General features: G+C 59.5%; 11 protein-coding genes. 7 read left to right on the top strand and 4 right to left on the bottom strand.

Going from position 1 to position 13555, the window contains the following annotated elements; genetic code table 11:
• Positions 1-10 precede the first annotated feature (10 nt).
• Together HMPREF2787_RS08035 and HMPREF2787_RS08030 are read left to right on the top strand one after the other, a co-directional pair.
• Positions 11-574 carry a MarR family winged helix-turn-helix transcriptional regulator gene (locus HMPREF2787_RS08035; protein ID WP_016421518.1) on the top strand — a complete coding sequence of 188 codons (564 nt, stop codon included), beginning with the start codon at positions 11-13 and terminating at the stop codon, positions 572-574.
• Positions 575-616: 42 nt separating this feature from the next.
• Entirely contained in the window at positions 617-934 is a 318-nt protein-coding gene (locus HMPREF2787_RS08030) for a hypothetical protein (RefSeq protein ID WP_172620224.1), read from the top strand.
• Positions 935-1049: 115 nt separating this feature from the next.
• Here the strand turns inward: HMPREF2787_RS08030 and HMPREF2787_RS08025 are convergent, their stop codons facing one another.
• Complete coding sequence (locus tag HMPREF2787_RS08025; protein WP_070858961.1) at positions 1050-1553, bottom strand: NUDIX domain-containing protein; 504 nt, start codon at positions 1551-1553, stop codon at positions 1050-1052.
• Between the two features lie 135 nt (positions 1554-1688).
• Between HMPREF2787_RS08025 and HMPREF2787_RS08020 the strand changes: the two genes are divergently transcribed.
• From HMPREF2787_RS08020 to HMPREF2787_RS08005, 4 genes are all read left to right on the top strand, one after another.
• Positions 1689-3305 carry a hypothetical protein gene (locus HMPREF2787_RS08020; RefSeq protein ID WP_070858960.1) on the top strand — a complete coding sequence of 539 codons (1617 nt, stop codon included), beginning with the start codon at positions 1689-1691 and terminating at the stop codon, positions 3303-3305.
• On the top strand, positions 3302-4381 hold the full coding sequence (locus HMPREF2787_RS08015; protein ID WP_070858959.1) for a glutamate ABC transporter substrate-binding protein: 1080 nt from the start codon (positions 3302-3304) through the stop codon (positions 4379-4381). Before HMPREF2787_RS08020 ends, HMPREF2787_RS08015 begins: the two co-directional genes overlap by 4 nt.
• Positions 4378-6852 carry a serine/threonine protein kinase gene (locus HMPREF2787_RS08010; protein ID WP_070858958.1) on the top strand — a complete coding sequence of 825 codons (2475 nt, stop codon included), beginning with the start codon at positions 4378-4380 and terminating at the stop codon, positions 6850-6852. Before HMPREF2787_RS08015 ends, HMPREF2787_RS08010 begins: the two co-directional genes overlap by 4 nt.
• Before the next feature lie 113 nt (positions 6853-6965).
• Positions 6966-7817, top strand: coding sequence for a L,D-transpeptidase (locus tag HMPREF2787_RS08005; RefSeq protein WP_070858957.1), 852 nt, complete (start codon positions 6966-6968; stop codon positions 7815-7817).
• 243 nt (positions 7818-8060) lie between these two features.
• Here HMPREF2787_RS08005 and HMPREF2787_RS08000 read toward each other — a convergent pair whose 3' ends face one another.
• Both HMPREF2787_RS08000 and pta read right to left on the bottom strand, forming a co-directional pair.
• Positions 8061-9257, bottom strand: a complete 1197-nt coding sequence (locus HMPREF2787_RS08000) for an acetate kinase (RefSeq protein ID WP_069358955.1) — start codon at positions 9255-9257, stop codon at positions 8061-8063.
• Between the two features lie 5 nt (positions 9258-9262).
• Entirely contained in the window at positions 9263-10588 is a 1326-nt protein-coding gene (pta, locus tag HMPREF2787_RS07995) for a phosphate acetyltransferase (protein WP_246822271.1), read from the bottom strand.
• Positions 10589-11329: 741 nt separating this feature from the next.
• Between pta and HMPREF2787_RS07990 the strand changes: the two genes are divergently transcribed.
• A complete protein-coding gene (locus tag HMPREF2787_RS07990) occupies positions 11330-12718 on the top strand; it encodes an FAD-dependent oxidoreductase (protein WP_070438263.1) in 1389 nt (462 codons plus the stop codon).
• 33 nt (positions 12719-12751) lie between these two features.
• Here the strand turns inward: HMPREF2787_RS07990 and HMPREF2787_RS07985 are convergent, their stop codons facing one another.
• Positions 12752-13522 (bottom strand): sirohydrochlorin chelatase, encoded by a 771-nt coding sequence (locus tag HMPREF2787_RS07985; RefSeq protein WP_070858956.1) that lies wholly within the window; start codon positions 13520-13522, stop codon positions 12752-12754.
• Positions 13523-13555 lie beyond the last annotated feature (33 nt).

Raw genomic sequence — 13555 nt, 5'->3', positions numbered from 1 at the left:
AAGGAAGATCATGACTTCTGCACGCTCCCCTCAGCGCACCACCACCCCGGAGCCAGCGAGCGGCTTCCCCACCGCGGATGACTCAACTGAGTCCGATGAATCCCTGCGCGAAAGCGTGCAGAAGATTTCCATCGGCCTGTATGACTTCCTTGCGTCGACTCGCCGCCTCGGTGAGCGCCCGAATGCCAGGATGGACATTTCCCAGTCGGAAATGGAAGTACTGCACTTTATTTCGACCCACCCGGGCTGCGGCGTATCCGACATTGCACGCCTGCGTTTCCTGCGCCCGTCCAACGTTTCGGCAACAGTCCGCCGTCTACTCGACAACGGGCTAATTGAACGCGAGAACAATGCAAAGGATCGCCGTGCGCAGAACCTCTATGTCTCCAGCGATGGCGAGACCCTGCTGGAGCAGCTTATCGACCACTGGGGTGCGCTGGTGTACGAAATTGTGCGGACGATGTCGCAAAAGGACGTGCGTGCGCTAATTAAGGCACTGCCTTCGCTGCTGAAGCTGGCGGAACACTCGGAAAGCTATGTTGAGGAGCACCAGCGCCGCCAGGAGCCGTTCTAAAAGCGCGCCGCTAAACCCTTCTTACTAGGTACGATGATGCTCATGGCTATTACTTTGAAGAAGGCAAAAGACGTAAAGACCGCTCCATTGGTGGCCACCGGCCTCATCGGCGGCTGGCTCACCGCTCGCGAAACAGGCATTCGCCCGCTCGGTGGCGTCATCTTGGGCGCCGCCGGCGCATATGCAGCACGCACCTGGAACGCAAAGACCGGCGCCCTGGGAGCCACTGGTCTGGTGGCCGCCTACCTCGGCGCTTTCGGCCTCTCACACCCGCTGGCTAAGAAGATTGGCGCATGGCCGTCCGTCCTGACCGTCACCGCGCTGGCTGCTGGCGCAGCAGCAGTTGCCGACTCCAAGTAAGCAACAAGTAGACAAGCCGCTCTCCCGACTTAAAAGTCGCGCCGGGGAGCGGCTTTGGTGTGCCAATCTCAGCGTGCAGCCTCAATGGGCGGTGTAAACCTCAGGCCTTAGCTACCTAGTCAAGGGCCTCCAGCAATTTCTCGAGGTGCGCGCGCACCCGGGGCCACGATTCCACGAAAGGCGGCAGCAGATCGAGGCTATCGACGTCGTCAAGCGGAATCCAGCGCAGCTCCAGGGACTCTTCGTTCGGATTCGTCTCCAGCTCTTCGGCAGCTAGTGCGTAAACCGTGTGGTACTTCCAGCCGCCGGCGAGCTCGGGGCGGCCCGGATCGGCCGGGAAGGGGCCGGTGGTGACCTGCGTGTCGAGGATGCGAAGCTGATGCTCCAGCAGCCCAGTTTCCTCAGCCGTTTCACGCAGCGCGGTCGCCTCAGGAGTCTCATGAGAATCACAAGCCCCACCAGGAACACCCCACGTTAGGGGGAACGATGTCCAGTCAGCTCGATACTGCATAAGCACCGTGCGCTGAGGGCTCACAATCAGCAGCCCTGCAGCTCCGAAGCGTCCCCAGCAGCGCGTACCGTTGGGGCCGGCCGCCCAACCATTTCCATCCTGAAGCATGTCTCCACCCTACGCCAGATACCCTTGTGTTTTCCGTCACAAGCCCGAGCGACTAAGATTTGCAAGGAACTAACGTTGCTCTGAGCGGAGAGATTGCCGCAGGCGACTTCGGTCACGTCGGAAGGACACGTGCACATGGGTGAAACCACTTCAAGTGCGCCTCATTCCCGCGCCCACGACAAAAGCCGAAACCCATTCCACCGCAAGAATCGCGCTCCACGCCGAACTCGTTTCAGCGGTCGCACCACTCCCGGTGGCGAAAGCTTAGACACACACACTGCGGCTCAGGCGGCAAAGGAATCGAAAGATACTCCCGTCTCCACCCCGGCTCCCGAGAGCGCGGCACCATCAACGGCCGCAACCCCAACAGCCCTGGCAGACTCTCCGCGCGATACAGACTTGCGCGTGGATGCCCTGGAGATTGGCCCGCGCAACCGGAGATTGACACGTTTTCTCGGTGAGCGCCTCTACGACAAGCTCGGCCCGTCGGCCACGTATGTGCGCCGGTCAGCGTCATTTTTGATAACGTCGCCGGGCCGATTGACCATAGTCGCCCTCATCCTCATCGTCGCAATCCTGGCCGCCGGCCTATCCATGTGGCAAACAACCTCGCAACGCCAGCAGCAGCTCACCCGCATTTCGCAGCTGAGCGAGCCGATGGCCAATGCCTCGCAGAATCTCTATGCCTCGCTGACGATTGCCGATGCGTCGGCCAACACCGCTTTTTCCCGCGGCACGCTCAACAGCAGCCAGGACTTGGTCAGCAACTTCGACGATGTCATCGCACAAGCATCCATGTCCGCTACCCGCGCAGCTACGGGCATTGAAAACGTCGATGATCCAGAGATGAAGGATGTCGCGACTGTACAGCGACTGTTGCCGGTCTACACCGGCATGGTCGAGACAGCTCGCGCGAATGCGCGCCAGGGCAACCCCGTCAGTGTCGCGTACCTCGCCTCTGCCTCAAACTTGATGCAGGTCCAGATTCTGCCAGCTGCAAAATCGCTCTACGAACGCACCAGTACCACCACTAATGAGGAGCAGCGCGAACTATCGAAACCACCTCTTTTCCCGATGTCAGGCCTGGCAGCGGCAATTTTGATGCTGCTAATCACACAGTGGTGGCTGACTCGCCGCACCGGTCGACTATTCAACGTCGGCCTGTTTGGTGCAACCATGCTGATGGCCATCGCACTTGTCGGTGTGGGAATCGCCACCACTCAGCCGTGGCAGTCTAACTCCCTCTTCGGAGAGCAGCGTCCGGACGTTCATGCCCTAACCCAAGTACGCATTGATGCCCAGCAGCTACGCGCCAGCGAAACCCTCGGCTTAGTGCGCCGTCAGCCCGCGGATGCGGAGTCCTTCTCGCAGTCGGTGCGCACCCTGGTCGGCGAGCTGGAAAGAGTGGACGCCAACGCGCCGGACGACGATGTCAGAGCCGCCATCCACGGTATCTACAGCTGGGAGTCCGGCCACAACCTGATGATGGAGCACTTGAGTTCAGGCGACTACGCCGGTGCGGTTCGCATCGCGACCGATGTGGATAATGCCAGCTCGTCGGCGACTGCGTTCAACCAGGTCGATGAGTCGCTACAGAATTCCATCGCCGAGTCCCGCCTGACCGCCCGTGAGAACCTCGACCAATCCCGTCGCGCTATCGCGGCACTGTCCCTCGCCACGGTTACGCTGACCGTCATCGCGGCAGTTCTGGTTGTTTTCGGCTTCCGACACCGGCTTCTGGAGTACCTATGATTGTTTCGTTCTCCCCGTCGCTCCACAGTCTCGCCGGTTGGCGGCGCAGGGCCGTCCTTGGTGCACTCGCCATCGCCGGGCTCACCGTCAGTGCCTGTGCGACCGATTCGCTTGCCGACGATCCCTACTCGCGCACAATCCTGGAGGCCACCGGTGACTTCCCCCTGCCACCGGGCGCGTTCTACGACAAAGCCTCCTCGAGGAAGCCTGCGGCAGAAGCCAACGCCCCAGATCTGTCCACGCTCGCCCCCGATGACCAAACACCGGAAGAGCGAATCCCGGAGATTTACCAGCGCGGCCGCATCATCGTTGGTGTTGACCAATCATTGAACCTGCTCAGCTTCCGCGACTTCAGCACCGGAGAGCTCTCGGGGTTTGAAGTATCCCTGGCACAAGAGATTGCCCGGGACATCTTTGACAATCCCGATGCTGTCGAGTTTCGGTTCGTCGACAGCAACGAACGCACTGCCGCACTCGAAGACGGCACTGTCGATGTCGTTTTGCGCACTATGACGGTCACCGATGCCCGGCGCGAAAGGGTGCTGTTCTCCACACCGTATCTGACAGCACGAGCTGGAGTTCTAGTCTCTTCGCCGGGTGGCGATGCTTCCCCCGAGGACGTCGAGGACGGTCGCATCTGTGTCTCCCGGGGATCCACTACCGAGGATTTGATTCGACGGCTCTCGCCGAACAATACGCTGCTGTTGGTCGGTAACTGGTCGGATTGCCTCATTTCACTTCAAAACAGCCAGGCAGAGATCGTCGTTGCCGATGACACCATCCTCGCTGGTATCAACGACCAAGATCCGGCTACCGCCATTGTCCAGCGGGGCTTGAACGAGGAAAGCTACGCGGCCGGTGTATCCAAGGGGAACCCAGGCCTAGTTCGCCAAATCAACGCGACCCTGGAGCGTATGGCCAGCGATGGCACCTGGCAGTCCCTCTACGACACTTGGTTCGGCCCCTTCCTGCCAAGCGGTACACAGCCATCGCCACAGTACAGCGACGACGAAGACATACTTGGAATCTCCCCCACACCGGAAGCTGCTCCAGAAGGCGAGGTGGATAACCGATGAGCGACGAAAACCAGTTCTCCGAACAAGCCCAGCAATCCGAGCAAGCCCAGCATCCCCAGTACACGCCGGAGCCCCAGGAGGATGCTCACGCAGAGGCAGAGGCAGCTGCCACTCAGGCCGTCGCCTTCGACCCATTCGCCGATGAAGACGACGAACAAGAGCCCGGCACTGCCGCTGTCGCCTTCGACCCTTTTGCGGACGATGATGACGATGACGAAGAGTTCGATATCGCCGAATTGTTGGGGCGCGGGAGCTCGTCGTCAAGCGCGACGAGCCAACCCGGCGCCCAGACACCAGATCCGTCGATGGCCTCGCACCGGAAAGCGTTGGAGGACTTCCGCCGGAGGCGATCGAATGCACACCGCGGACGCACTGTCGCCGACGGCATGGTACACCTGCCGTACATCACAACGCAGGATCCGCGCGATGCAGTAATGAGTGATGAGAAGATTCGAGCGACGAATAAGCCGGCGCCGAGCCTGAAAGCCGGCGATATCGTGGCGGATCAGTACGAGATTGTAGGCCCAATTGCCCACGGCGGGCTCGGCTGGATTTATCTGGCGATTGACCACAATGTCTCGGATCGCTGGGTCGTACTCAAGGGCATGATGGCAGCGAAAAACGAGAAGGATTTCGCCGTAGTCCAGGCGGAACGCGAGTTCCTCGCGGAAATCTCGCATCCGGGAATTGTGAAGATTATCAACTTCATCGATGAGACGGACGCCAACAGCGCCACTGGCTTCATTGTGATGGAGTACGTCGGCGGCCCGTCGTTACGCAAGCAGCGACGGAGCTACCCAGACGGCGTCATGCCCTGTGACCTAGCGATTGGCTACATCCTGGAGCTGCTCCCCGCGCTGGATTACCTGCACTCCCGCGGCGTTGTCTACAACGATTTGAAGCCGGACAACGTGCTGCTCAGCGAAGACCACGTCACGCTTATCGACGTTGGCGCGGTCACCGGCATCGGCGCCTACGGCCATATCTACGGCACGCCCGGTTTCCAGGCGCCGGAGATTGCCACGACGGGACCGACAATTGCCAGTGATATCTACACAGTCGGCCGCACGCTAGCCTCCCTGATTCTGAAGTTGCCGGCGACCAACGGCGTCTACGACCCGGGGCTACCCTCACCTGTCGAAGAGCCTCTATTCCGCCGTTTTTACTCGCTCTACCGCTTCCTACTACGCGCTTGCCACGAGAACCCGGAGGCTCGCTTCGGTTCTGCCGAAGAGATGAGTGTGCAGCTCATCGGCGTATTGCGCGAGATTCTGGCGGTGCGCGACGGCGTGCAATTCCCGCAGGCGGTGTCGAATTTCTCGCCGCAGCGTTCCACGTACGGCACCAAGCACCTGGTGTTCCGCACCGATCAGCTTGTCGACGGCATCACCCGCGGCGTGGAAATCACTCCGCAAGAAGTGACCTTCGCGCTGCCTGTACCACTGATTAACCCGACAGATCCGGGTGCGCGCATCTTGAGTGCCTCGTCATTTACGGAGCCCAACGAACTTATCGAGGCACTGACCAATGCTCTGTCCGAACCCGAGTATGGTTCTTCGGTGGAAATTCCACTGGGCATCGTGCGTGCAAAACTGGACCTCGGATTAATTGATGAGGCCCGCGACAGCCTCCGCGATGTCTCTGAACGCTTGCAGCGCGATTGGCGTTATCACTGGTACGAGGGCGTGACTTATTTACTTCTCGACCAATTCAACGATGCCCTCGCCTCGTTCCACCACGTGCTGACGATGCTGCCCGGCGAGCCCGCCCCGAAGTTGGCGCTGGCAGCGACTCTCGAGTTGATTCAACAGCGCTTGGGCATCGCCAACGCATCTCTCCTCGAGCCCGCTGTCGCCCGCGCCGCCGCGAACTTGAGCAGCGCGCTGGATAATGTCGCTGCCGATACGCCCGAAATCTTCTCCCCCGCCTGGGCCAGCGAGTCCCTGTCACCTCAGACGATTCGCTTCAACACCCTGCGTCTCTACGCCGTCGTGTGGGCGGCCAACCCGACGACGGTATCCTCCGCCTTCGGGCTAGCTCGTCAGCTGGCCTCTGAGCGCCAACACGAAATGGCTATCTCCCAGCTTGACCGCGTACCCGGTAACTCCCGTCACCATCGCATGGCACGTTTGACGACGATTCTGATGCTCACCTCCGGGATGCCCTCCGAGTTAACTGAATCGAGAATTCGCCGTGCTGCGCGTCGTCTGGTGGAGCTGCCGACGAATGAACCGCGCATGCCACAGCTGCGCATCGCCGTGATGGCGTCCGCGCTGAACTGGTTGCGCAGCTCGAACCTCGACCATGCAGCTAGCTCCAATGGTCTTTTCGATGCGCCCTTTACCGTGGCCGGCCTGCGTGAAGGATTGGAAAAAGACTTACGGATGCTGGCACGCTCTTCGCAGTTTCCGCGACACCGCTACAACTTGGTGGATATCGCAAATCTCATCCGGCCACGGACTTGGCGTTAGCTCTCTAACAGCTCCTTACCGAACCTGGTCAAACATGCTGTTGTGGGCGTGAGCGCCACCCCAGAATTGGTGAATAAAGAGAGAATTGCCTTTCGTGGTTTAAGATATCCTCTATGTTTGCCTCTTCGAAATCCTCTCTCCGCAGCGCTAAGCGCGTCATTATCAGCGCTGCAGCCCTCACCACCGCCTTTGGTATTGGGGCCGGCACTGCCGTTGCCCTGCCGGTTTCTCCAGACCTGCAGTCGCTTAGCCAAAGTGTTCGGGACCTCAAGCTGCCGGAGATCCCGACTCTGAATTCGGGCGACCTTGCCCCTGAGCTCTCTGAGGTACTGGATTCCTCTTCGGTGAAGCTGCCGGATTCGGTCGTCGCTCTGATTAATGAAAACTTCAAGTTCGCTGAAAACAACAAGCAGGTGGCGGACAAGGTCAAAACTCAGCTGCTGAACGCCATCGACAGCCTGCCATTGTCAGCCGCACAGAAGGCCGAAGCCACCCGCGTCGTCAACGAGATTTTCGGTTTGCTGGGGGGCCAGGACGAGCCGTCGCAGCCTGAGCCGGCGCCTGCCCCTGCTCCACAGCCAGAGCAGAAGCCACGCCCTGAACCACGCCCAGAGCCAAACAACCCGTGCCCGCCGAGCGCCCGCGCATGCGTTGACCTGGCTAACCAGAAAACCTGGCTGCAGGAAAATGGCAACATCACCTACGGTCCGGTGCCAATGTCCTCCGGTATGCCGGGTTACGAAACCACCCGTGGCCACCTGAGCGTTACCCGCAAGGTCCGCGACGAGTGGTCCCGTCCTTACAACGGTCCGATGCCGTTCTCGGTGTACTTCACCAACGACGGCGAAGCTTTCCACGAGGGCTCTGTTAATCAGATGTCCCACGGCTGCATCCACCTGAACCACGATGATGCTGTGAAGTACTTCGATACCCTGCAGGTCGGCGACGGCGTCTACATCTGGTAGTTAGCTGCGCTGATGCGTTGAAACGATGACCGGGTGACTGAGCCTGTTGAGGCATAGGCGCAGTTTCCCCGGCGGTGAAAATGAGCTCGCCCCACTAGGTTCTTCCAGTTTGGAAGGCAGTGGGAGCGAGCTCATTTTTGTTGGGTCACAGCTGCGGATTCAACAGATGGGGCATCTAGAAGCCGTCGATTACGGAGGGTTACAGGAGCCCCTGCCTACTCGTCAGGGCTCCTGTCCAAAAACCTACTCCACGAAGCTCATTGCGTAGCGGGCAATGGCCAGTTCCTCGTTGGTCGGCACCACGAAGACCTTGACCTTCGAGTCCTCCGCCGAAATCAGACGCGGGCCGTCATTCGGCTGGGAGTTGAGCTCGTCATCAATTTTGATACCAAAGTTCTCAAGCTCAGCCATAGAATCACGGCGAATACCGACGTGGTTCTCACCGACACCTGCGGTGAAGGTGATGGCATCGAGGCGGCCGAGAATCAGCATGTACGAGCCGATGTAGCGGCGCAGCTGGTGAACATACATCTGGTATGCAGCCCAAGCATCCGGGTCGTGGTCATCCATGCGCTCCTGCAGGACTCGGAAGTCATTGACACCAGAGACGCCCTTCAAACCGGACTGGCGGTTGCACAGATTGTCGATCTCATCGATGCTCATGCCGTTGCGGTAGAGGTGGAAGATGACGCCCGGGTCAATGTCACCGGTACGAGTGCCCATCATCAGACCAGCCAGCGGAGTCAGCCCCATCGAGGTATCCACCGCCTGGCCACCTCGGATAGCCGCACACGACGCACCGTTACCCAGGTGCAGCGTAATCTGGTTGATTTCCTCTGCCGGCTTATTCAGAAGGTCCGGCACCTGCTTGGAAACAAACTCATGCGAGGTGCCGTGGAAGCCGTAACGACGGATATCAAACTTCGATGCGACCTCTGCATTTAGCGGGTACAGAGCAGCAGCTGGCGGCATGGTGTGGAAGAAACCAGTGTCGAAGACGGCGACGTGCGGCACGTCGGGAAGCAGCTTGCGAGACTCTTCGATACCTACGATATTGGCCGGGTTGTGCAGCGGCGCCAGCGGAATAAGGTCGCGGATCATGCCCACGATCTCGTCGGTAATCAGCTCCGGTCCAGAGAACAGGCGACCACCGTGAACGACGCGGTGACCGACGGCCGCAATATCCACCGACTCCGGACCAACACCGTGCTCATCCATCAGCTCGAACGCGCGGTCAAGACCACTGGCGTGGTCAGCGATAGGCTCGGTGATTTCAATCTTCTGTCCGGAGAACTTCAGATTAATAATGCCGTCTTCTTCACCAATGCGCTCCACCAGACCGGAGACATACGGCGGCTGCGTGGAGTCCTTCTCCGGGTCTACCAGCTGAAACTTGATAGAGGAGGAACCGGAGTTCAAAACAAGTACGTGACGGGACATAATAATTAGTTTCCTCCAGCCTGAATAGCGGTAATTGCAACCGTGTTGATGATGTCCGGCACCGTGGCGCCACGGGAAAGGTCGTTGACCGGCTTGTTCAAGCCCTGCAGAATCGGGCCGATTGCCAATGCACCACCACAGCGCTGGGCAATCTTGTAACCGATGTTACCGGCGTCCAGATCCGGGAACACGAAAACAGTTGCCTTACCCGCAACGGAGGAATCCGGCATCTTCTTCGCAGCCACAGACGGGTCAATAGCAGCATCGAACTGCAGCGGACCATCGACAGCGAGCTCCGGAGCCAGCTCCTTGGCCTTGGCCAGGCCCGCCTTCACACGGTCCACATCCTCACCTGTGCCGGATACTCCAGTGGAGTAGCTCAGCATGGCGACGCGGGCATCGATGCCGAAGGAAGCTGCAGTCTCGGCGGATACCACCGCGATTTCACCCAGCTGTTCCGGAGCCGGCTTCGGCAGCACCGCACAGTCCGCAAAACCCCACAGCGAGTTGTCCATAACCATGAGGAACAGTGATGACACCGTGGAAGCCGACGGCTTGGTCTTAATGATTTGCAAGGACGGACGAATGGTGTGCGCAGTTGTGTGGGCTGCACCGGACACCATGCCGTCGACAAGCCCGTTGTGAATCATCATCGTCGCGAAGTAGGAGATGTCCTGCATCGTCTCACGGGCCTGCTCCAGCGTGACCCCCTTGGCCTTGCGCATCTCTGCGAACTGTTCCGCGAACTGCTCAACATATTCGGAGGTCTGCGGGTTCCAGAGATGGGCGGCGTCGATGTCAAAACCCAGTTCGGCGGCGCGTGCCTTCATCGCATCCGGGTCGCCGAGGATAGTGAGCTCACAGATGTCCTCGCGCAGGAGGTAATCAGCGGCCTCAAGAATGCGGTCATCGTCCCCCTCTGGCAGCACAATGTGACGCTTATCAGCCTTGGCGCGCTGCAACAGCCACCACTGGAAACGCTGTGGAGTCATCACTGCGGTGACCTCGCGGCTTACGACCTTGCGCAGCCCCTCAGCATCGTCAACGGCAACAACGGGAACGTCGAGCTCGAGAGTCTTAGCAGCCTCAGCTGCCTCCTCCCCTGTAAGGACAACTGCGAGTACCTCGCTGTGACGCTGAGCTGCACTGCTGAGAGCCAAACGAACGCGAGCCTTTGCGGCCTCTGTGTGGCAGCCCTCGCCACCAGCGACAACGATGACACCGGCGCCGGCGACGGTGGCAATGCGGAAGTCAAAATCGAGGTTGCCGGAGCCGGTCAGAACAGCCGCCCCCTCGTTAGCAGCGCGATCAGCCTCAACAGCACTGACGATGGTGTCAAGCGCGGATTCCGGATCCACAACAACCTGATCCACGGTGGCGCCGTGCGCCCCACCGACAGTGTGGAGGCAACGTGCCCCACCCAGTGCCTCAGACAATGCCGTAATGACATCTTGCAGATTGTCTGCGCGGTCCACTGAAGTAATCAGGACTGCGGAGTTGTTGGTGGACGCTTGGGCGTTCTTATCGCTCACCGACGTTCCTTTCTCGCACTGCGCTTAATCGTTGACTTATTTAAACGTTGACTTGGCTCGAGCCGTTGGACTGCCGGAGGCTCAAGACCATGCTGAGCTTCTAATCCTGCTGAATCTAATCCCGCTGAGTCCCAAATCATTATTTTCATCTTATTGTGAGTCACCTTACATCTCACGGCGGACTCAAACCTCTTTGGTTACCCCTGGTAGCCACACTTTTCCCCACAGATTCCAACAATTTTCCCGCATAATCGCGGCTTTTATGCGGTTTTTCTAGTGAACTAGCCCAAATTCCCACATTAGACGTGACTAAGGTCACATTTAGTTTTGTATGCCTTCAAAAGCATCTCACCGATGATGTGATGCTCACCTCTCGATTTTTCGTAAGTTATCGCTACGATTGGGGGCGCTACCATTGGGAATGTCGAATAAACCGATAGCTCACCAATAACTCCTTTCCCCACGAGGTCACCGCTGGCAGCTACTTATGCCGCGGCCTCGTGACCGTCGTAAAGCATTAGAGAAAGAAGGACACACTTCATGAATCGCCCGCTCCGCGTTGCCGTAATTGGCTCTGGCCCGGCCGGTGTTTATGCTTCCGATGCACTGATGAAATCCAGTACTGACGTGGAAGTCGATCTGTTTGAAAAGATGCCGGCTCCATTCGGTCTAATCCGCTACGGCGTCGCCCCCGACCACCCACGCATCAAGGGCATCATCATGGCCTTGCACCGCGTGATGGAAAAGCCGGAGCTGCGCCTATTTTCCAACGTTGAGTTCGGCAAGGACATCACACTCGACGAATTAAAGGAGCATTACGACGCCGTCATCTTCGCCACCGGTGCCGTCGGCGACCGCGCACTGCCAACGCCGGGAGCGGACCTGCCGGAGCACTTCGGCGCAGGCGAATTCGTGGGCTTCTATGACGGCAATCCACTCTTTGAGCGCACCTGGGACCTTTCGGCGGAGTCCGTGGCCGTCGTCGGTGTCGGCAACGTCGCGCTGGATGTCTCCCGAATCCTGGCGAAGACCGGTGAGGAACTGCACGTCACAGAGATTCCGGACAATGTCTACGAGGTTCTGAAGACAAATAAGGCCAAGGAAGTCCACGTCTTCGGCCGCCGCGGCCCGGCACAGGCAAAGTTCACTCCGCTGGAGCTCAAGGAACTCGACTACTCACCGAACGTCGAGGTCGTTGTCGATCCGCGCGATATTGATTACGACTCCGCATCCGAGATTATGCGTCGCAACTCCAAGATCACTGACCAGGTCTGCACCATCCTGGAGAACTACGCCATCCGTGAGCCGAAGAACGCACCGCACAAGCTCTACATTCACTTCTTCGAGTCGCCAGTGGAAATCCTCAGCGAGGAGGGTACCGACGGCGAGCAGCATGTGACAGGCTTGCGCACTCAGCGCATGGAATACGACGGTGCTGGCGGGCTGCGGCCGACCGGCGAGACCACCGACTGGAAGGTCGGCGCTGTCTACTCCGCCGTGGGCTACCGCTCTGATGCGCTGCCGGGTATCCCGTTCGACAACGTGAAGAATGTCATTTCCAACGTCGGTGGTCGAGTCATCGAATCCGACAACACCGAGGATGAAGCAGCTGAGGCCATCACTGGCCTCTACACCACCGGTTGGGTTCGCCGCGGACCGGTCGGCCTGATTGGTAATACCAAGGGCGATGCCAACGAGGCCGTGGCCAATCTCCTGGCCGATGCCGCTGAGGGCAAGAAATTCAACCCGTCGAAGCCGGAGTTGTCCGCTGTCAACGAGCTGCTGGAGTCCAAAGGCATCGACTACCTGGACTGGGAAGGTTGGCACAAGCTCGATGCTGCCGAACGCACCGCCGGCGAGGCCGAGGGCCGCGAACGCAAGAAGTACGTCGAGTGGGATGAGATGGTCACCCACTCCAAGGGCGAGTAACGGCGAGTAACTAGGACGGATAAAAAGCGTCGGCTACGCCACTACCTTCACGTCCGTGTACGCGGCGCGCGAGTCCCAGCGGCAGCACACAATCGGCGCCAACAGCTCGACCAATGGCTCACCAAAAGCCACCTGACCAGCACCGTCGGCAGCGCCCGCATCGATGACTCGATCCCACAGTAGGCCCGGCGCGGTAAACAGCGGCACCACTACGAGTCCGCGTCCGCGCTTGGCCGCGCGCTCCTGCGCCGCGGCCACAGCATCGGCTCCCTTGATTTTCTCAGGACCGACCACGAATGCCGCGCTCACATGTCCCGGCAGCATCCCGCCAAGATTTGCCGCAAACTGGTGCACCGCCGCATTGGCATCCTCATCAGAGGAGCCGACCCCCATCACCAGCGCATCGACCGGCCAGGAAAAAGATGCATTCTCCGCCGCTTCGATGATTCGCTTTACGACGGCGCGCTTCGTGCCGTCGCCAAGCCCGAGTCCTTCAGCCACTGTGATGTCAACACCATGCCGATCGCAGAGTCGAACCTGTTCGGGAACGTCGACTCGCGAGTGGAACGCATCGGTGAACAGGAGCGGTACGGCCAGTGCCTGAGTCTCGCCGGCAGCGGCGAGCTCGGCACAGACGGTATCCAGTGAGGGCTTGTCGAGGTCCAACCAGGCGAGGCGAATCTGAGAGGGCGCATCCAGGCGGGTGAGCGGCATCTTCTCGCGCACGAGCGCGACCACGTCTTCGAGCACCGGTTTGGTCTCTGAGTGCCGAGAACCGTGCGCAAGCAGAATCAGTGCGGTCATCGATGGTCTCCTCAGGCTCGCTAGCTGTGCTTT

The sequence above is a fragment of the Corynebacterium sp. HMSC061H03 genome (assembly GCF_001838215.1).
Classification (GTDB): Bacteria; Actinomycetota; Actinomycetes; order Mycobacteriales; family Mycobacteriaceae; genus Corynebacterium; species Corynebacterium jeikeium_D.
The sequence above is the reverse complement of the archived record's forward strand: the minus strand, read 5'-3'. Positions and strand labels throughout refer to the sequence as shown.

Coding starts and splice junctions, on each gene's coding strand:
- HMPREF2787_RS08035 (WP_016421518.1), top strand. CDS start 11: ATGACTTCTGCACGCTCCCCTCAGCGCACCACCACCCCGGAGCCAGCG.
- HMPREF2787_RS08030 (WP_172620224.1), top strand. CDS start 617: ATGGCTATTACTTTGAAGAAGGCAAAAGACGTAAAGACCGCTCCATTG.
- HMPREF2787_RS08025 (WP_070858961.1), bottom strand. CDS start 1,553: ATGCTTCAGGATGGAAATGGTTGGGCGGCCGGCCCCAACGGTACGCGC.
- HMPREF2787_RS08020 (WP_070858960.1), top strand. CDS start 1,689: ATGGGTGAAACCACTTCAAGTGCGCCTCATTCCCGCGCCCACGACAAA.
- HMPREF2787_RS08015 (WP_070858959.1), top strand. CDS start 3,302: ATGATTGTTTCGTTCTCCCCGTCGCTCCACAGTCTCGCCGGTTGGCGG.
- HMPREF2787_RS08010 (WP_070858958.1), top strand. CDS start 4,378: ATGAGCGACGAAAACCAGTTCTCCGAACAAGCCCAGCAATCCGAGCAA.
- HMPREF2787_RS08005 (WP_070858957.1), top strand. CDS start 6,966: ATGTTTGCCTCTTCGAAATCCTCTCTCCGCAGCGCTAAGCGCGTCATT.
- HMPREF2787_RS08000 (WP_069358955.1), bottom strand. CDS start 9,257: ATGTCCCGTCACGTACTTGTTTTGAACTCCGGTTCCTCCTCTATCAAG.
- HMPREF2787_RS07990 (WP_070438263.1), top strand. CDS start 11,330: ATGAATCGCCCGCTCCGCGTTGCCGTAATTGGCTCTGGCCCGGCCGGT.
- HMPREF2787_RS07985 (WP_070858956.1), bottom strand. CDS start 13,522: ATGACCGCACTGATTCTGCTTGCGCACGGTTCTCGGCACTCAGAGACC.